We start from the raw sequence: 18,226 nt of genomic DNA on the forward strand, positions 1-18,226 counted from the left end.
TATCAAGTTTCGCATCGTCCTCCACCACTGTTTCCATTCCGTGACCTCAATCCCCTTTCCGCAGCATACGATTTTTCAAAAATTTGTGTAGCACGCAACAAAACCGGTACCCCGTAGGATACCGGCCTTATTGTGGTTAACCTGTTACTTCTCGATCTTAATCCAGGCGATCATCGGCTTGGAGTTGCCGGCTTTAACCGCTTTTACAACAATTTCGCCGTTTACTGCCGCAATATTGTCGAATACCTTCGCTTCGCGGTTCGAGCCAATGACGTAATTGCTCAGCTTGATCTCGCCGTTAATAGTCAGGTTCATATTCCGGTCGCTGGCCTTCCATGGGTCATAGAAGCCAACGGTTACTTTATACTGACCTTCCGGCAATTGGAAGCGGTACGCGATTCCTTTACCGTTCTCGTTGCCGTCGTATTGGCGGATCGTCTCATAAGCGTCTACCGGCGAGGTTTGAGCCCATGTCTTTCCGTCATCGGCTACATATCCCCACATCATGCCCGTAATGGGATCAAGACCGTATTCCTGCTCCTCTTGCGATTGGTATATGCCAAGCACTTCGCCGTCCTCCAGCGTGCCAGGCGTTCCGTCCCCGGCATCCGCGTAATAGACGACTTTGTTATTCGAGTTAGGCGTTGCATCCATTGGAGCGGATTCCGAAAGAGCCCCGCCGCGAACGGCAACAACATTAAACGAATAAGCCGTGCCGTTCTGAAGTCCCGTTACAACCGACGAGCCGGGTGCTGCCGCAACCTCTGCTGCCGTTCCGCCATTCTTTGGCGCATAACGGATCAGATAGCTGTCCGCTCCGTCTACTTCTCTGTATTGCAACATTACCTGCCCGTCGCCCTCTTTGATCTGATAGATTTCCGGAGCGGCTGTCAGGTTTTCCGGCTTACGGGCAACCTGCAGGTATGCGAATTGCGCGTCCGCCCAGCTATGCAGTCCAACACGCCCGCTAGTGTACGTCGAATCTTTTACGTCAAAGATGAGATTGCCGTCCAGAAAGGCTCGAATATGCTGTCCGTCGAGCTGAACCTCCATCTTGTAGTACTCGCCTAATTTAGGCGAGAAAGGCACGGCTTCGGCCAGGTTTTGCCCGTCTCTGCGAAGGAACAAGATGCCGTTCTCAAAGCCAAACACATAACCCTTCGAATAGCTGCTGCCGCGGAACGTAATTCCCCAATCCGCTTCGCCCAAGGCATGCTTCGCTACAGCGGTAATGGTACCGTCAATGATCGAAAGATTGTTTACGCCAATCTCGCCGCGGTTATTACCGCCGGAAACATGCTTCAGAAGTCCGTCTTCCATCACCCATTTGCTGTCGTCCTGCGTGTAGCCCGCAAGATTGCCGCTTGTAAAATCGTCCTTGAACCGGATTTCCCCATTCGCAGGCGTTACCGAGGTTTCGGAATAGCCGGTTCCTTTACCGCCTTTGCCAATCGTCGAGACGCGAACGGTTACCGCTTCACCGTTGGTTAGACCGGTTAATACGGTTTTGTTGCTGCTGATCTGCTGGACATTATTGTTCAGCGAGGTTTGAACCGTATATCCGGACGCCCCTTCAACAGCACCAAACGTTAGCAAAGCTTCCCCGTTGCCCGGAATCGCAACCAGCTTGCCCGGTGCGGCAATGTCCGGCTTTACGGTAAACTCGGCCGTAGGCTTGCTGGAGCTGTTGCCGTCTACGGCTTCCACAACGCCGTAATACGCCGTTCCGTTCGCAAGTCCGTCAATCTGAATACTGCCGTTAGGCACCTCGGTCAAAAATTGCTTATCGTATTTCCCAGACACGGTGCCGTATCGAACGCGATAAGAAGGTACGCCAATCTGACTATTATAAGTGAGGATAAAGCCTCCATCCGTGCTTGACGCTTTTACGCCGGATGGCGCAAGCAGCTTAGGCGTGCCGTAAGCTTTCTTCGATGTTGGGCCAAAGCCTTTGTCGTTGCCTCCTCGAATGGTTACATCATACTGCTGATCATTTTTCAGACCTTGCAGAATAACCGTATCGGAGGACAGGTTCGACAGCTTCAATACCTTCTTGTCATTTTTGCTGCCGTATTCCACTTCGTATTCGTATGCGCCTTTTGGAGCTTGGAAATCGATTTTAAGACCTTTGTTAAGCGGTTCTACCTTTACGATCAGAGGAGCATCCGGTTTTTTGTTTTCTTTTACGACATCGCCATTAAGCGTCACGATTGAACGGGCCGGGATAACCGCATCAAACGAGCCGTCTGCGGATGCCGGAATGTCCGCGCCTCTTTCCAGATCCTTGTCTGTCGATGTCACATACGGCTTCAATACATGAACCGCCTCATGCTTGTCGATGCCGCTGACTTCAACCTTGATATGCTGCTCTTTCGCGCTGTCGTTGACGAACACCGTCGTTACGGTATTCTCCCCGTCATGCTTGTATGCCGATCCGAGCAGCGCGCCGTTACGCGCGTTATCGTCAAGACCGGAGAGTGCGATACGCTCCGCGCCCGGGCGGATAAATTTACTGTAGTTGCCAAGGGTCCAGAACATTTTGGAAGTGAGGATATTTTGTTCATCGCCCGGGTTATGGAAGTCGGTATAGATCAGGCCGTCCTTATAATCTCCCGCGGATACCGCCGTCCACCACTGCCATGCGGAAGCATTTGCTCTCGCCAGATCGAAATGGATCGTCTTCGCGATATAAAGCGCCGGATCAATGCCAAGGTCGCGGCCGGGACCGTAGTCCCCGAGAATGCAATATTCGCTCATCCAATAAACCGCTTCACGGTCGTATTTGTTCAAATTGGAGAACAGCAAATCTCTTAACGTACCGTAACGGTCATCTCCGGTCTTGCTGTAATCCGACCAGTAGGAGTGAGAAGCGATGTGATGGCCAACCGCCTCCTGAAGCTCCGGATCGCCAAGCAGGTCTTTAATGTATTCGCGGTATTTGCCAACGCCAAGGCTGTTGGAGCCGCCGCTATACTTCTCTTGGCCCGAGAAGGATTTGAATACTTCATCATCCAGCAGTGCCGTAATCTCAACGCCATCCGGCGCGCTGATCTGCGTCTCCAGCCCTTTGGCCTGCAGTTGCTTATACAGCTCGAGAATGACTCGCTTAATATCGTCGTTGTTATATCGGTTGCCTTCCTGGCCTGCTTTATTCCAGTCCCAGGTCGGTTCATTAATCGGGCTGATATAGTTCAAATTAATGCCTTGTTCCTTAAAGTGTTCAATGACATCCGTCAGGAAGGCCGCGAACTCGTCTTCATACCCTTCTTTCAGGTTCGTGGATCCAACCGTGGAATCCGGCTGGGCATGGCCGTTCTTGGTCATCCATACAGGCGGGCTGTTGACGAAGCCGATAAGCGTATCTACGCCGCGGTCCTTGGCTGCCTGCAGAAACCATTGCTGACCGGCTTGCTTGCTCCAGTCGTAATTGCCATTCTCCGAGGACTTGAACGATTCGACGCGGCGCCAAGGATCGGTAATGATGGTTTTGTCCGTCTCGGTTGAGCCCGCCCCGATATTGAAACGCCAAGCGGTAAGGCCTATCCCCTTATCCCTTGAGAAGAGCAGATCCGCTACCTTGTTTTTATTCTCCTCCGTCCAGTTCTTCCCGAGCTGTTCCATGCTCCAGGCGTCAGAAGCTCCGAAGTTATCGATGGTCTGGAAGGTGGTTGAGGCATCCACTTTTACTACGGCATCGTACGTGACCGGTGTCTTTACGGTCTCTGCCGCATAAATTGGGCTCCCCAGCGAGGCAAGGCTGATGACGGTACCCAGCATTGCTGCCGCGGTTCTTTTCTTAAGCTTGAACGGTTTCAATCGTCTTCCCCCTTAAGTTGAATTGGTCGAGAGGCATTAAGAAAACGGTTTCATGAAACCGGTTTCCTAAAGCTCCAAAAAGGTGGAGCACGTCATTTTATGAAGGGCTCCACGCTCTCGATTTTACTTCCTGCCCCTTCCCTCCACATCCTACTGCGCTCCTAAAAATTACGTCTTTCAGTCGCTATTTTTTGTCTAATCCTAGCTTTTCTTGTTGAATTAACAAAACGAATAAGCAGGCGCTATCCAGCTGTCTTTGAGACCGCTGCAAATAAATTGGCTTCAGTCTATGAGATATATACATTATTCCGAGCTCGAAGCTGGCACGTACTATGAAGCATATCGTCAATTGAGGAGTTGAATAATGAAAGCTTTAGTTACCGGAGGCGCCGGCTTTATTGGTTCTCACCTGACAGATGCGCTCGTTCAAAGCGGTGCCGTTGTCCATGTCATTGATAATTTATCTACAGGCTTCATACACAATGTCCATCCTGAAGCCGTTCTCCATGAGCTGGATATTAATAGTGATGAGGCCTTGCAAATCATTAAGCAAGTCAAACCGGATATTGTATTTCATATGGCCGCGCAGGTCGATGTCCAGTGTTCGGTAGCTGATCCGGCTTTTGATTCTTTGGTCAATATTGTCGGAACGATTCGCTTGATGATGGCATGCCGGCAGGCTGAAGTCGGCAAGCTTGTTTTTTCTTCTACCTCCGCTGTTTACGGCGATGCCAATAAAGAGAGGAATTCGGAGGATGCCGTTACAGCCCCCATCTCCTATTACGGACTGTCCAAGCTAACCGGAGAAAACTATATCCGGCTGTTTCACAAAATGTACGGTCTCCCTTATACGATATTACGCTACAGCAACGTGTATGGCCCTCGGCAGAACGCTTCCGGGGAAGGCGGCGTCGTTTCCATTTTCATGAACAAATTAAAACAAGGCCATCCTCTTCACGTAAACGGCAGCGGCAACCAAACCAGAGATTTCATCTATGTGCAGGATGTTGTGCAAGCGAACTTGGCAGCTATCCATCATGGAGACCAGGAAACGGTCAATATCAGCACGGGACTGCGCACTTCGATTAACAATTTGATTCATATGGTAAAGCTTATCCATGGGCAAAATGTCGACATCGCTTATGGCCCGGAGCGGCCGGGCGATATTATGGACAGCTGCCTGGACAATACAAAAGCCAATCAACTATTAGGCTGGCGGCCTGCAAGCAGTTTGTTTGAAGGACTCTCCCAAACCTATCAGCATGCTGAATGAAATAACAAGAAAGCTAATAGCCGCTGCAGCCAGCGGCATATTAGCTTTCTCCTTCATTTCCTTTACTTAGTGGCCACGTAAATAATGGTAAATCCATCATCCCTTCCGGGCACAATCTCGTATGTCTCGTTGTCTTGCGTTACGGCTTGCTGAATATGAAAGCCATGCTTAACAAGCAGATTGCGCAGCTCTTCCGGACGATAGTGACGATAATGATGAGGGTTTACCCCATGCAAAAAGTAAGGGTTCTTTAAATGAGGAATAACGTTCTCGTTAGGCGCCGAAATAAGCAGCACCCCGCCTTTATTCAAGCATTGATACAACTTGCGGATAAATGACTGGTCATCCTTCATATGCTCGACGGTCTCAAAACAGATAATGACATCATAGCCTGGCAGCGGGAGCTCCTCGAGAAAGGTGCCCGATAAATCGGTTTGGCAATAAACGGTCTTGTGGGAGGAGAAGTGATGAACGGCCCAATTTAATCCGTGCTCAGACCGATCCACCCCGACCGCTAATGTACAAGCAGAATGGGCGGCCATATAATGCGTTCCAAAGCCTGAACCGCAGGCCGCATCGAGTAAAATATCGCCAGGGCGGATAAAACGTACCGCATATTGATAGCGAAAGTAATGATCCGGCATGGCATCGTCTACCGACGTCGCGTACATTCGTTCCATCTTGGCAATTTCGTCATCCATTTTTTTCGCCTCCAGTAACCATAAAATCAAACTTGTTTCCGCATAACAGATATTTACCGGGGTATATCTGTACATTGCAATCTATTAAATCCATGAATCTAATATAAAAAGCAGAAACGAGGAGGAGATAAGCTTGAGCGACTGGATAGATTTTTCTGCGCAGGAGGTTTCTTTCGGAACGGGATCGCTTCCGTTGTCGATAACTACGGGTACCGAGATTTTGCTTACTTCTATCTTTCTTCCTATTGCGGATCATCAAACCCGGATTAACGGTTATGCAACCATCGGCTGGGAAACTCCTCTGTTACAGAACGCGCAGCATATCAATATGATTTACCGAATTCGCCGCGGCGGCTTTACATCCGCCCATAAGTTAATTTGCTGGGTCGTCGATTCCGTTTCCCTAGGCCATGACGTTCCCATATTAACGATAGATAAAACTTTATCCCTGCAATTCACCGATCTGCCAAGTTCAGAGAACGTCGGAACCTATCAACGATACTGCCTGACAGCAGAGCTCGCGGGTACGGGCATGGCATCAATCTCCGGGCCGGTCACGCTTATCGGCGGAACGTTTAACCTATAAAAAGAGGAGGGCAAAACGATGGCTATTCAAGATTCCGCTTCAATAAGAGTACTGCCCGGCACCCATTCCCTCCCGCTTCCCATCCCCCCCGGTACGGAAACCTTTCTCACATCCCTATATCTGAAAAGTTCTAGCCCTGACGGCAAAATCTTTATCGAAGCCTCCGTCTGCTGGAGAGCCGAAGCGTCTCAGCTTCCCATTGTGCCGAAGATCATACTCCGGTTAAGGCGCGGCGGCGTTACTCCGGCTTTCCCCGAAGTCTCTCAAATCGCCGACTCCTGCTACTGGACCAACAACGCGTCCCCAACCTCTTCCACAACCGACTTTTATCACGTGGAATCTCCCGAGCCCGGAACGGCCGGATTATATCAGTCCTATTATCTGACGGCAGAATCAGCCGGAATCGGCAGGATTACGGTCATGGGTCCGATCGTGCTGAAAGGAACCACAATCGGTCATTCCTGAAGAATTTGCTTTTGAAAGGAGGTGATAGCATGACTGTTACCATTGTAGACTACCAGTACCAAGAAGCTGCCGCCGGAACGGGTTCTCTCCCGTTTATAATCTCTCCGGGTGCCGAATACTTGTTGACTTCCGTTTTTCTCCAAATCAATAACATCAATAACCGGATTGAAATCAAAGCATCCATTGGCTGGGAAGCTCAGCTGCTGCTGCTCAATATTGTTCCTAAGCTGCTCTTCCGCATCCGGCGCGGCGGCATCTCTGCTCCTGCTCCGGTTGTTTACCAGACCATGGATTCCGCTTTTATCGGTACAGCGCAAGAAGGCCCTTGGGTAGCCCTTGATTTCACGACGGCCTTCCAGCATACGGAAACGGCAACGGCTGGTCTGGTTGGCACCTTCCAGCAATATTCCCTCACCGTAGAGCATGTCGGACAAAACTCGGTTACCATAACCGGCCCGGTGCATCTTGACGGAACCGTGTATCTGTAAGTAAGCAACAATGAGGTGGTTGGTTAGCCGGATTCCGGCTAACCAACCGCTTCTTTGTTTACCGGTCCTCGAAAATATTCTGCGAGCCGGTTCGCGTATCCATCCATACAACGAAAGTTGTTCCTGCCGCATTGATCTCCAGGTCGTTGTAATCGCCAATGGAAGGCGTAGGAAGGCCAAGCGACGGGTCCGCGTTCGGATCAAAGGAGACGCTGGTAATCCGGCGGTTAGGCAGAAACGTATTGCCGGCATCATTCGACTCGGCCAAAAATACGTCAATGAGATTACTGGTTACGCGGTTCGTATAGTACATGGCTTTGAAAGCACCGGTATCGCGGGAAACCGTCGCATTGGGCAGAAAATTCTGCGTACCGGCCGGGCTGTCATCAATCTGCTTCGGAGCTGACCAGGTATTGCCCCTGTCCGTCGAACGGGACATAAAGATATGCGCGCTGCCCGTACGGTTGTCTTGCCAAACGGCATAGACGATACCTTGACCGTTAAACGGCGAAATATCCGTCGCCATATAAGCAATGGTCAAGACGCGGAAGCCAAAGGTTGGAACCGGCAGAGGGGTTGGCACGAGGCTGACCGTGGACACGGTTACGATTGGCCCAAAGGTTACTCCCCCGTCGAGCGATCTCCGCATTAAATATTGCGGCGTCCCAGGTCCGTATTGCATCCAACCGACATACACGTCGCCTTGCGGTCCGATCGCAATCGTAGACCCAAAGCTTGTTACGCCCTGCACCTGATTCGTCAGCAGAATTGGCGGAGACCAGGTTAGTCCTTGATCAAGGGATCGCTGGAATAAGGTTTCCGATTGCGTAAAATTGTTAAAGTACCGGGTGTACGCCACGTACGCCTGCCCTAGAAAAGGGCTTCCATTCGCCGTATCAATCGTTAGCGCCGGTTTATCGTTATAAACGGCCGTACCGAAGCCCTGATTGACAATGACGGGAGGAGAGAAAGTAGCTCCATTGTCGGTTGAACGATAGACGATAATCGAGGAGTTCTGCACGGGGTTTACAGTGAGCGCGGTAGCGGCGACAAGAAAGGTTTGAGCATAGCCGAAAGCGGCTACGCCGTCTCCCGAGGCGTCAAATCCCGGTGGAGGTGCAAGCAAGGTTTGGGCATACGATACACCAGCGTTAATCGAACGGTAAATCGTTGTCATGTTGTTGCCCGAACGCAAATCATTTGTCGTTACCACGATGGTGGTTTGGTCAAGAGTGTTAAGAGCAATGGACGGCTCCTGCTGAGGCCCCGAAGGGGTAATTTGTTGATTTGCCATCTCATTCTTAACTCCTTTCTAAAATTTATTAAGGCTGGTTCGCTTGGAACAAGATTGAACCCACGATATGGTCGTCAACGACCGAAAAAGACTTGGGAATGTCCATTTGATAAGCATTTCGAAAATAAGTGCATATCTTCGAGCCGTGGTGAGCGGGATGCTTAGGCGGATGCGAGGCTTTGCGGGTATGCCGATTGTTCAGAAGCGTTTCATACAGCTCTTCGATCCGTTCCGCCATTGCGGGGAGCGACCATTGCTTGAGGCCCCAGCTGTGCCCGTTCTTGGCTAATCGGTTGCGAAGCGGCTTGTTCTCGATCAGCAGTTGCAGGCAGCGCGACAGCTCGCCGCTATCCCCGGCTCTTGCCATCAGACCGGTCTGACCGTGCTGAACCATCTCCGGAATACCTCCGGCATCCGAAACAAGTATCGGCCTGCTTGCGAGCTGAGCTTCCATGACGGCATACGGTTGGTTGTCATTTAAGCTCGGAAGGACGATAATATCCGCTTGCCGCATTAACGCAGGCACGTCATTCCTGCTTCCCGCAAATACAACATAAGGCGATAAGCCGAGCTCAAGCGCTTTGGCCTCCAGCTCTGCCCGGAGAGTGCCGTCGCCAACAAACAGGCATCTCCAATCGTTCCTGGATTGCTTGAGCAGATGCAAGGCATCCAACAAGCTGCTGTGTCCTTTTACTTTATCCAGGCGGGCCGGGCATAGAATATTGCAGTTGTCTTTCGGAAGCCTGAATGAATTTCTTTCTTTTGTGCGCTCTAAAAAAAGCTCGATGTTCATTCCGTAAGGCACCACTTCCATGTGATCACCAGGCACCAAATAACTGCCAAGCGTCCGATGCAGCCAGTTGGTCGGTACGACGGCCAAATCACTTGAGGTAGCCCCATAATATTCTCTGGCGCAGGCATACTTCCAAATTGAATCGGATGGCGTCCGCCCTTCCAGGGATACCCAGAAATCGGTTGCCAGACAGCCGTGTATCGTATTGATCAAGGGAATACGATCCGGCTTGATCTGCCATAAGGCACGCGAGGAAATCACGTCTTGCGCGTGGATGATATCATAGCCGCGAAGGCCCAAATACGAGGCAGCCAGCGCATAAGAGCAAAACTCGATTTCCTGTTCCACGATCCAAGAGTCAATTGGAATCGGCTGCGAGGCATACACCGCTTTTATTTCTTTTTCTATCAATGGCCTAAACAGCTTTTTCTCAACCCTGCGGCCGGTATTCACGATATAGTAGCTGTTCTCGTCCGGATGTCTCGCGAGTATGTCTACTTCATGTCCGAGCTTCTCCAGACTGGCTTTCAGATCCTGAATATATACCCATACCCCGCCTACATGCGGAATCAGCCAATACGTTGCTATAAGAATTTTCATAGGCTGTCAGCACGCTTCGAAGCTATGGTTTTCTCGTAAAGAAGAATAGTCCGGTTAATCATCGTTCGTAATGACCAATTGCGAAGACCTTGATATCTCGCTTGATTGGCCAACTTCTTTCTCTGGTCTTCATCGCTAAGCAGTTGGTTTAAGCCCCTGCATAACAGATTCGCCTTCCCGTTTGGAAAGAGCACGCCCGTCTTTCCATTGTCAATCATTTCAGGTATTCCCCCTGTGTCTGAAGCAATGATGGGTTTTCCAGCCACCTGCGCTTCCATTACGACAAACGGCAAATTGTCATGTATGCTTGGCAGAACAATCAAATCCGCTTCCTGCAGCAGAAGCGCCATGTTATTTTGGTGACCAAGAAAGCTAACCTGTTGACCTAACCCCAACTGGCTTACCGATTGTTCCAGCTGGCTGCGCATGGGACCGTCCCCGGCCAACCAGCAAATCCAATCCGAACGGATTTCCTTTAGCTTAGACAAAGCTTGCAGCAGCACTTGATGCCCCTTCACAGGATCGAGACGCGCAGGACATAGAATTAATTTCAAGCCGTTTTTATTAAAGGCAGGCGTATAGAGGGCGGATTGATGGAGGAATTTCATCGTATCGAAGCCATAGGGAATAACGGATGCCGAGGAATTTGTTCGGCCTGGTTTTACGTCATACTGCCGCTTAAGCCACCCGGAAGGAAAGATAATCTGGTCTGCTGCTAATCTTCCGTAATGATCAAGCGCTTTCGCCCATTCCCAGGATAAGGAGCGCTTCGAAACAACACCCTGATACCTCCACTCCGCCGCCAGATCTCCGTGAAGAGTTAATAGCAGCGGAATATTGTGCGGTTTCACTTCATAGGCTCCTGTCGCGGAGATAACATCCTGCGCGTGGATGAGATCATAGTCATCCAATCTGAAATGGGATAACGCTTGACGGAAAGCGATGCGCTCGCTTTCCATATCGGCCAGCCAAGCGTCAAAGGAAGGCAGCTTTTTATTGTATCGCGTACCGATCTGCCGTTTTACCGCCGCCGAAACCAATGGTTTATCGATGGTTTTCCCCTTGTCTACTATGTGGTATTTCATTCCCGTTTCATTGTGGGAGATAATATCCACTTCATGACCAAGGTCTTCGAGTCCCTTCCTTAATGCCAGCGTATAAGTGGAAACTCCGCCGGAATAAGGAATACACCAATAGGAAACAAGTGCAATCTTCATTCCGCTTCCCTCCTCCGGCTAGACCGTCTCCAAGCTGATCCGTTCCCGGTACCATTCAATCGTTTTAATAAGTCCTTGTTCCAGAGAAACGGAAGGCTTATAGCCAAGGATAGTCTCTGCCCGAGTCAAATCGGGCTCGCGGGCCGGCATATCCTCGTAACCCGGACCATAAGCCTCCGCATAGGATTTGAGTATTACCGGAGATGTAGAGCGGCTTAGCTGAATGATTAGCTGCGCAAGCTGGATAATCGTCACGGAATGAGTCGAGCCGACATTAAAGGCCAGACCGTCTGCCTCCGGACTAAGCGCCGCGATCGTTCCGCTTACGGTATCGTCCACAAAGGTGAAGCATCTACGCTGCGTACCGCTCCCGTATACCTCAAGAGGTTCTCCTTTTAAAGCGGCGGTGATAAATCTGGCCACGACCCCTCCGTATTGCGAGTTGGTTTGTCTAGGTCCGTAGGCATTGAAATAACGGAGCACCGTCACCGGAAGCCCTTTCGCCGCATACGCAAAGCACATATGCTCGTCGATGGATTTGGCCGTTGCATAACTCCAGCGATGAATGGAAGGCGCACCGTAAACGCGGTCCGACATCTCGTTAAACGGCAGCTTCTCGTTTTTCCCGTAAATCTCCGAGGTTGATGCGAATATAACTTTCGTGCGGCTCGGATAAGCCAGTTCAAGAATATTGCGGGTTCCGTCGATGTTGCCTTCAATGACCTTTATTGGATCCTCTACCGTATTTTTCACTCCAAGCACAGCTGCTAGATGATAGACCGTATCTACATGACTCATGCATTTCTTCACTAGCTTCCGGTCCAGAACCGACCCTTCTATAAGCCTATGCCGCGGATGATTGGACAAGTGAGCGAGAAACTCAGGCCTTCCGTTCGAGAAATCGTCCAACGTCCAGACGGTATGCCCTGCCGCCAACAAGCTTTCCACAAGATGAGAGCCAATGAATCCTGCCCCGCCTGTTACTAATATTTTCAAAAAACTCCCTCCTTAAATTAGGATAATGTTATTCCGGTCCGCAAGTTTGCCTGTAGCATTCCTCGTATCCAAGATGATAGGGGTATGAGCTGCAATCAGTTCGTACGAAATATTGGAATGGTCCGTCAGAATGACCGTGCAATCGTAATTTTTCATATTCCGCGCAGTAAGCGGGATCGAATGGAGAGTTGTTTCGCCAATTTGCAGTTCGTTTACGTAAGGGTCGAAAAAACCGACATGGACGCCTTCTTGCAGCAATTGTTCAATAATAGGCAAAGCGATGGATTCGCGCATATCATTAACGTCTTTTTTATACGTGACGCCAATAATCAGCACGCTGCTGCCCTTCAGCTCTTTAGGCTTTAAGATTTTGGAAACTCTCCCAACAATATAAGCGGGCATACTCTCGTTTACATGGGAGCTAAGCTCGATGAAAGGCATATCGATCTGATGCTCTCTCGCCTTCCAGAGCAAATACAATGGATCAACCGGTATGCAATGTCCGCCAATTCCCGGACCGGGATAATATTTGGTAAATCCAAACGGCTTTGTCCCTGCTGCTTCAATAACTTCCCAAAGATTGATATCCAGCTCTTCGCATAGCTTTAGAAGGCTGTTCATAAAAGAAATGTTCAGGAATCGCTGGCAGTTTTCCAACAGCTTCGTCATTTCCGCGGCCCGAGGGGACGAGACGACCACCACCTTCTCGAATGCGGTACCGTAGACTTCTTTGGCGTACGAGGTGCTTGCCGGATTCACTCCGCCTACGACCTTCGGGATTTGCGACAGCTCCCAATGCGATCCGGGATCGATCCGTTCCGGCGAATAAGCAAGCAGAAGATCCTTTCCGACCTCCAGTCCCGTGGTCTCCAGAAGCGGCTTCAAGACTTCCTCGCTGGTCCCCGGGAAGGTGGAGCTCTCAAGGGCGACAAGCTGGCCTCTACGCAAATGAGGAAGTATGCAGCGTGTGGCGTTTATCACAAATTTCAAATCCGGCTGCATATGCTCGTCAAGCGGTGTCGGAACGCACAAAATAATGACATCCGCCTTCTCTATGACTTCAAACGAATGGCTGACATGAAAGTTTTTCCCGCTGAAGAGCTCTCGAATATCGTTTCTCTTATAGTCCGATAAATAGGATTGACGTTTCTGCAGCATTTGAATCTTGCGAATATCGGTATCGATTCCGTATACCGTATTCCCCTTCTCTACGAACAGCTTCGCGAGCGGCAATCCGACATAACCCAGGCCGATTATGGCGATTTTATATTTATGGGCAAGCTCCAATCTCTTTCAACTCCTTCAATTCATCTTCTAGCATGATACGCAAATGAATTAGAGACGCATTGGATTAACGTCTAAAGGCTATGAAAATAGTAGTTTATCCCGAAGTTACGGACTAAAAGAGATAAGTGCCCCGTTTTAGCGATTATTGTTGAAATCTATCTTTTTTACAGGACTGCTTAATAGGGAGATGCCCGTCCGGAAATACGGCCGAAATAGGTTCGTGTACGTTAACAATACTTTGGTTGAATCATATACTAATGGGACGACGGACCAATCGGAGGACAAAACATGCGAATATTAATCGCTTGCATGTGGGCACTGCCGCATGCAGGCGGCGTAAATACCTATGTCAATCAACTGGTCAAGGGATTACAAGGTGCCGGGCATGAAGTTGATATATTTTCCTCAACACCGGATGCGCAAGGCTTCTATATTCCAAGCAGAAATTTATCGATAGAGAAAAGCAGGCTGGCTCCTCTCATTACCCGCCAAACGGAACTTTATTTGAATGAATTGCTGCCGGGGATCGATCCTTGGATCAAACAAGCAGAGGTTGATAGATTGTGCATGGAAGCAGCCGGTTTGTATTTTGGATTGACCGAATACGATGTCATACACGCGCAGGACATCGTAAGCGCACACGCGATTGCGCGCGTTAAGCCTGCGCATATCCCCCTCGTTACCACCATTCATGGCTGTCTGACCAAGGAATGGTTTGTTAAATTGAAAGAAATGGGCATGACCGACCAAAATATTAACTCTCCCTTATGGTACTATTCGTCCTTGCGGGAGTTTCTTGGCGCAACGGTCGGCGATGTAACGATTTCTCCTTCGCTTTGGTTAAAAAACGAACTGGTCAATGACTTTGCTGTTCCCGAAGAACGCGTGACGGTCAGTCATTACGGGATAGATATCGCGGAATTCCAGAATAAAATGCTAAGAGAGCCAACGACGATTAAACCCTTGGCGGAGAAAGTATTTATATGCCCCGCCCGCTTTGATATCGTCAAAGGACATTCCACTCTCATTCATGCCTTAGCCAAGCTGAAGGAAGATCGTTCGGACTGGGTTTGCTGGCTGGTCGGAGACGGTTTCCTTCGCGATGAATTAATTCAACTCACCAATCAGCTTGGTCTGGCCAATCATATTCTCTTCTGGGGACACCGGGAGGACGTGCCCGAAATGATGCAGCAAGCTGATTTTGTCGTTCTTCCCAGCATGCAGGACAATCAGCCGTTTGCGATCATTGAAGCTCAGATTGCAGGTAAACCGGTCATCACCTCTGATGCCGGGGGCATTCCGGAAATGGTTACTCACCTTCAGAACGGGCTGATATCCCGCTTGGGAGACCCTGAGCAGCTTTATTCTTGCCTTCGAACAGCCCTGGAAGAGCCGGAGCTGTTAAGCGTGATGGCCGACCAGGCGAAAACGTGGGGGCATCATCATTGGTCATTGTCTACGATGATCTCACGGGTTCTGGAGCTGTATGAGTCCGCCCGGAGTAAACATACGGAGGAGCGCCTTGCCTTTGAGGCTCAATCTGGGGAACAAGTCATTTCAATGCCAGAGGAGGACCGCAAATGGGTTACATCAAGAAAAAGAAAACGGTCAGCTCGAAAAACAAAAAAATATCGAAAAAAAATAAAAGGTTTAAAAAGATAAAAACGGCAAAAAAGCCGTTTAAGAAACGAAGAAGGAAGCATGTGCCGGCTGCGGTCGAAACGCTAAACCTCGCACCTCTCTTTGCTTCGCCGCTTGATCCAAGCTTAATCCTTTCAAAAGCGGATGAAGAGGTCTGGAGGCGTATTCTGCAAGCTCAGCCCAAAGGTTACGCCCTCCCTGACAGCTTTACCTTTCAAAGGCTTAAACAAGTCATTTCTCCGATAATAGCACCCGGCTCGGAGGGAACGGTGGCGCAATAAAAAGAGCAGGCCGTTAAGTAAACGGCCTGCTCTTCCTATTCTTCCCGCTCCTGCGGTTTATATAATTCCTGTTCCTTGTAATGCAAGTGTTGTCCGTAATTTTCTATCTTGGAATCCAGCCGCTCCAGTGTCCTGGTCATTTCTTCGATCCGGAAACGGAGCTGCTCCCGCTGCTCGATAAGCAGCTCTTTCCTCGCTTCCGTCGTATGGTCGCCCTGCTGGAACAGATTGACGTACTCAATTAATGCTTCAATAGGAAGACCGGCACATCTCATGCATTTTATAAATTCAACCCATTTGAGATTATCCTCGGTATATTCCCGAATGCCATTGTTATTGCGGTTAACGGTCGGAATTAATCCAATTCGTTCATAGTAACGGAGAGTATCCTGCGACAGGTCGTACCTGGCGCTTACTTCGGTCATTCTCATACGGATTGTCTCCCTCCTATCAATAATCAATATAACAATAGTTTACATCGTAGACATATCGATGACAAACCGGTAACGCACATCGCTGCGCAGTACGCGTTGGTAAGCTTCATCCACCTGATCGGCGTTTATCCGCTCGATTTGCGGCTTAATGCCATGCTCCGCCGAGAAGTCGAGCATCTCCTGCGTCTCGCGGATGCCGCCCACAAGCGAGCCGGCAAGGCTGCGGCGCTGCATAATCAGGGAGAATGCTCGGTAAGAATCCGGTTCGGAAGGCGCACCGACGTTAACCAGCGTGCCGTCGACACGGAGCATGGACAGATAAGCATCCACATTCAGATTGGCGGACACGGTATTCAAGATCAGATCAAACCGGTTGGCCAGCTCTTTGAACGTATCCGGGTTGCTTGTTGCGTAATAATGATCCGCGCCAAACGCGACGGCCTCTTCCTTTTTGTTCATCGACTGGCTCAGAACGGTTACTTCCGCTCCCAAGGCATGCGCGTATTGCACCGCCAGATGGCCAAGACCGCCCATGCCAACGATCGCAACCTTTTTATCCGGGCCGGCATTCCAATGCTTCAAAGGAGAGTACGTTGTAATACCCGCGCATAAAAGCGGGCTTGCAACATCAAGCTCCAGGCTGTCCGGAACACGGACAACGAATCGCTCCGTAACAACAATCTTCTGGCTGTAACCGCCGTAAGTCGGCTGCCCGTCATAGTCGAGGGAGTTATAAGTGCTGACTACGCCTTTCGTACAGAACTGCTCCTCGCCCTGCAGGCAATATTCGCATTCGCCGCAGGAATCTACAAAGCAGCCTACCCCAACGCGGTCGCCAACGGCAAACTTCGTAACCTCCGCCCCAACAGCTTCCACGACACCAGCAATTTCATGCCCGGGAACAAGCGGGAAGATTGCCTCGCCCCATTCCCCAAAGGCGGTATGGATATCAGAGTGGCAGATGCCGCTGAATTTAATATCGATTAGAACATCATCCGGACGCAAGGCTCTCCGTTCAATCGTTGTTTTTTCGAAAGGCGCCTTTGCGCTTGCAACACGAAGTACATGAGATTTACACATAAAGTTTCTCTGCTCCTTTTATCCATGAAATAAAGAATACAATCGGAGTATACATGCTGGAGTGAACTCCAAGTCAACACCCGGTTAACAAAAAAAGGAACTGCCCCCTTCGGAACAGTCCCTTTCATTAACATTCTATTACAAGCCGGAATATACGATATTTCTTAACCGCGGATGGATATAAGGCTCCTGGTTGTTGAGGAGATGCTGAGCATACATGACGGTCAGACCGGAATCCGGATCGATAATCGCCATGCAGCCTGCGGCCCCGCTCCAGCCGAATTCCCCCAGCGGACTAAGCGATCCGCTTTGCGCTTTGGACGCGTGCGTTCTGACGCCTAATCCGTAGCCGTAGCCTTTCAGCTGCTCCCAGTTATAATCCCCGCGCATACGGTCGGTCAAATGGTCCGTCCGCATCAGATCGATCATCGCCGGCGACAAAATGCGTACGCCATCCGGGCTAGTTCCTTTATTGGTGAGAGCATTCAGGAATAACGCGTAGTCGCTTACGGTAGAGAGCAGCCCTGCGCCGCCGCTTTCGTGCTCCGTTCCCAGCCGGTAGCCGTTCCCGTCTTTTCGGACCGCTCTGCCCAATTCATCCTTGAACTCGAATTGCGGAAGGACGCGGCTCCGCTGCTCCTCGGAAAGATCAAAAGCCGTATCCTTCATTCCCAAAGGTCCCGTAATCTCCTCCCGGATGCAAGCGCCAAAACGCCGGCCGTCCACAACCTCTACCAATGCCGCAAGCACATCATGGCATAAGCTGTAGTTCCAGCGGGTGCCCGGTTCGAAAAGAAGCGGCTCCTTGGCTAAAGCCTCCGCAAAAGCGCGAGTCGGCACCCTTCCTTGCGTCTGCTCCGCAATCTCCTTCAAGGAAGGAGATCCGATATCATAAGAAAAGCCGGCCGTCATCGTAAACAGATCACGAACTAGAATGGTTTTTTTTGCTCTTTCGATCTCAAGCTTACCGTCAGGAAGACGCTTGCGGAGGTTCATATCCGCGTATTCGGGAAGATAAGCGGACAGCGGATCGTTGAGCAGCATTTTACCCTGCTCCACAAGCTTAAGAGCCGCCACGCAGGTCATGATTTTCGTCATGGAATAGAGGTTAATGATACGTCCTTCTTCAATGGGAGTTTCGTCCTCCAGATTGGAGAATCCGCTTCGATAACGGAATAACGTTTCATTGCGGTGAATGACCATTACCTCCGCCCATGGAATGCGCCAGGAGGTCAATCGGTCGATAAATTCGGTCAAAGCTTTCATGAGTGCAC

16 protein-coding genes are annotated in these 18,226 nt (G+C 50.1%); 6 read left to right on the forward strand and 10 right to left on the reverse strand.

What is annotated here, in order from left to right; all coding sequences use genetic code 11:
• Window positions 1–144 precede the first annotated feature (144 nt).
• Window positions 145–3,816 (reverse strand): glycoside hydrolase, encoded by a 3,672-nt coding sequence (locus PJDR2_RS20945; protein WP_015845725.1) that lies wholly within the window; start codon window positions 3,814–3,816, stop codon window positions 145–147.
• A 364-nt stretch (window positions 3,817–4,180) separates the two neighbouring features.
• Here PJDR2_RS20945 and PJDR2_RS20950 point away from each other — a divergent pair, with 364 nt between their 5' ends.
• Window positions 4,181–5,089, forward strand: coding sequence for an NAD-dependent epimerase/dehydratase family protein (locus PJDR2_RS20950; protein ID WP_015845726.1), 909 nt, complete (start codon window positions 4,181–4,183; stop codon window positions 5,087–5,089).
• A gap of 62 nt (window positions 5,090–5,151) precedes the next feature.
• On the opposite strand, the gene PJDR2_RS20955 is transcribed toward PJDR2_RS20950, so the two are convergent.
• Window positions 5,152–5,790, reverse strand: a complete 639-nt coding sequence (locus PJDR2_RS20955) for a class I SAM-dependent methyltransferase (protein WP_015845727.1) — start codon at window positions 5,788–5,790, stop codon at window positions 5,152–5,154.
• A gap of 133 nt (window positions 5,791–5,923) precedes the next feature.
• Between PJDR2_RS20955 and PJDR2_RS20960 the strand changes: the two genes are divergently transcribed.
• The 3 genes from PJDR2_RS20960 to PJDR2_RS20970 are packed head-to-tail and all read left to right on the forward strand — an operon-like array spanning window position 5,924 to window position 7,329.
• The gene (locus tag PJDR2_RS20960; protein WP_015845728.1) at window positions 5,924–6,376 is read left to right on the forward strand and encodes a hypothetical protein; all 453 of its coding nucleotides are present in this window, start codon (window positions 5,924–5,926) and stop codon (window positions 6,374–6,376) included.
• Window positions 6,377–6,394: 18 nt separating this feature from the next.
• The gene (locus PJDR2_RS20965; protein WP_015845729.1) at window positions 6,395–6,841 is read left to right on the forward strand and encodes a hypothetical protein; all 447 of its coding nucleotides are present in this window, start codon (window positions 6,395–6,397) and stop codon (window positions 6,839–6,841) included.
• A gap of 29 nt (window positions 6,842–6,870) precedes the next feature.
• Window positions 6,871–7,329, forward strand: a complete 459-nt coding sequence (locus tag PJDR2_RS20970; RefSeq protein ID WP_015845730.1) for a hypothetical protein — start codon at window positions 6,871–6,873, stop codon at window positions 7,327–7,329.
• 58 nt (window positions 7,330–7,387) lie between these two features.
• Here PJDR2_RS20970 and PJDR2_RS20975 read toward each other — a convergent pair whose 3' ends face one another.
• Genes PJDR2_RS20975 through PJDR2_RS20995 form a run of 5 tightly spaced genes read right to left on the reverse strand, consistent with a single transcriptional unit; the run spans window position 7,388 to window position 13,516 of the window.
• Entirely contained in the window at window positions 7,388–8,623 is a 1,236-nt protein-coding gene (locus tag PJDR2_RS20975) for a sialidase family protein (RefSeq protein ID WP_015845731.1), read from the reverse strand.
• Window positions 8,624–8,651: 28 nt separating this feature from the next.
• The gene (locus PJDR2_RS20980; RefSeq protein ID WP_015845732.1) at window positions 8,652–10,016 is read right to left on the reverse strand and encodes a glycosyltransferase family 4 protein; all 1,365 of its coding nucleotides are present in this window, start codon (window positions 10,014–10,016) and stop codon (window positions 8,652–8,654) included.
• The gene (locus PJDR2_RS20985) at window positions 10,013–11,233 is read right to left on the reverse strand and encodes a glycosyltransferase family 4 protein (protein ID WP_015845733.1); all 1,221 of its coding nucleotides are present in this window, start codon (window positions 11,231–11,233) and stop codon (window positions 10,013–10,015) included. Before PJDR2_RS20985 ends, PJDR2_RS20980 begins: the two co-directional genes overlap by 4 nt.
• 18 nt (window positions 11,234–11,251) lie before the next feature.
• A complete protein-coding gene (locus PJDR2_RS20990) occupies window positions 11,252–12,229 on the reverse strand; it encodes an NAD-dependent epimerase/dehydratase family protein (protein WP_015845734.1) in 978 nt (325 codons plus the stop codon).
• 12 nt (window positions 12,230–12,241) lie between these two features.
• Window positions 12,242–13,516, reverse strand: coding sequence for a nucleotide sugar dehydrogenase (locus PJDR2_RS20995; protein WP_015845735.1), 1,275 nt, complete (start codon window positions 13,514–13,516; stop codon window positions 12,242–12,244).
• A 288-nt stretch (window positions 13,517–13,804) separates the two neighbouring features.
• Here PJDR2_RS20995 and PJDR2_RS21000 point away from each other — a divergent pair, with 288 nt between their 5' ends.
• A complete protein-coding gene (locus PJDR2_RS21000) occupies window positions 13,805–15,178 on the forward strand; it encodes a glycosyltransferase family 4 protein (protein ID WP_015845736.1) in 1,374 nt (457 codons plus the stop codon).
• Window positions 15,097–15,438: a hypothetical protein gene (locus PJDR2_RS33255; protein ID WP_190276162.1), complete on the forward strand. Its 342-nt coding sequence runs from the start codon at window positions 15,097–15,099 to the stop codon at window positions 15,436–15,438. The genes PJDR2_RS21000 and PJDR2_RS33255 overlap by 82 nt, the downstream gene beginning before the upstream one ends.
• Before the next feature lie 35 nt (window positions 15,439–15,473).
• Here PJDR2_RS33255 and PJDR2_RS21010 read toward each other — a convergent pair whose 3' ends face one another.
• From PJDR2_RS21010 to PJDR2_RS21020, 3 genes are all read right to left on the reverse strand, one after another.
• Window positions 15,474–15,869: a MerR family transcriptional regulator gene (locus PJDR2_RS21010; protein ID WP_015845738.1), complete on the reverse strand. Its 396-nt coding sequence runs from the start codon at window positions 15,867–15,869 to the stop codon at window positions 15,474–15,476.
• Window positions 15,870–15,911: 42 nt separating this feature from the next.
• Entirely contained in the window at window positions 15,912–16,952 is a 1,041-nt protein-coding gene (locus tag PJDR2_RS21015; RefSeq protein WP_015845739.1) for an NAD(P)-dependent alcohol dehydrogenase, read from the reverse strand.
• Window positions 16,953–17,090: 138 nt separating this feature from the next.
• The gene (locus tag PJDR2_RS21020; RefSeq protein WP_015845740.1) at window positions 17,091–18,218 is read right to left on the reverse strand and encodes a serine hydrolase domain-containing protein; all 1,128 of its coding nucleotides are present in this window, start codon (window positions 18,216–18,218) and stop codon (window positions 17,091–17,093) included.
• Between the last annotated feature and the right edge of the window lie 8 nt (window positions 18,219–18,226).

Source organism: Paenibacillus sp. JDR-2, assembly GCF_000023585.1.
In the GTDB taxonomy this organism is placed as follows: Bacteria; Bacillota; Bacilli; order Paenibacillales; family Paenibacillaceae; genus Pristimantibacillus.

What these genes read in the sequence shown, in the direction of transcription:
- PJDR2_RS20950 (WP_015845726.1), top strand. Translation starts at nt 4,181, where the DNA reads ATGAAAGCTTTAGTTACCGGAGGCGCCGGCTTTATTGGTTCTCACCTG.
- PJDR2_RS20955 (WP_015845727.1), bottom strand. Translation starts at nt 5,790, where the DNA reads ATGGATGACGAAATTGCCAAGATGGAACGAATGTACGCGACGTCGGTA.
- PJDR2_RS20965 (WP_015845729.1), top strand. Translation starts at nt 6,395, where the DNA reads ATGGCTATTCAAGATTCCGCTTCAATAAGAGTACTGCCCGGCACCCAT.
- PJDR2_RS20970 (WP_015845730.1), top strand. Translation starts at nt 6,871, where the DNA reads ATGACTGTTACCATTGTAGACTACCAGTACCAAGAAGCTGCCGCCGGA.
- PJDR2_RS20975 (WP_015845731.1), bottom strand. Translation starts at nt 8,623, where the DNA reads ATGGCAAATCAACAAATTACCCCTTCGGGGCCTCAGCAGGAGCCGTCC.
- PJDR2_RS20980 (WP_015845732.1), bottom strand. Translation starts at nt 10,016, where the DNA reads ATGAAAATTCTTATAGCAACGTATTGGCTGATTCCGCATGTAGGCGGG.
- PJDR2_RS20985 (WP_015845733.1), bottom strand. Translation starts at nt 11,233, where the DNA reads ATGAAGATTGCACTTGTTTCCTATTGGTGTATTCCTTATTCCGGCGGA.
- PJDR2_RS21000 (WP_015845736.1), top strand. Translation starts at nt 13,805, where the DNA reads ATGCGAATATTAATCGCTTGCATGTGGGCACTGCCGCATGCAGGCGGC.
- PJDR2_RS33255 (WP_190276162.1), top strand. Translation starts at nt 15,097, where the DNA reads ATGGGTTACATCAAGAAAAAGAAAACGGTCAGCTCGAAAAACAAAAAA.
- PJDR2_RS21010 (WP_015845738.1), bottom strand. Translation starts at nt 15,869, where the DNA reads ATGAGAATGACCGAAGTAAGCGCCAGGTACGACCTGTCGCAGGATACT.
- PJDR2_RS21015 (WP_015845739.1), bottom strand. Translation starts at nt 16,952, where the DNA reads ATGTGTAAATCTCATGTACTTCGTGTTGCAAGCGCAAAGGCGCCTTTC.
- PJDR2_RS21020 (WP_015845740.1), bottom strand. Translation starts at nt 18,218, where the DNA reads ATGAAAGCTTTGACCGAATTTATCGACCGATTGACCTCCTGGCGCATT.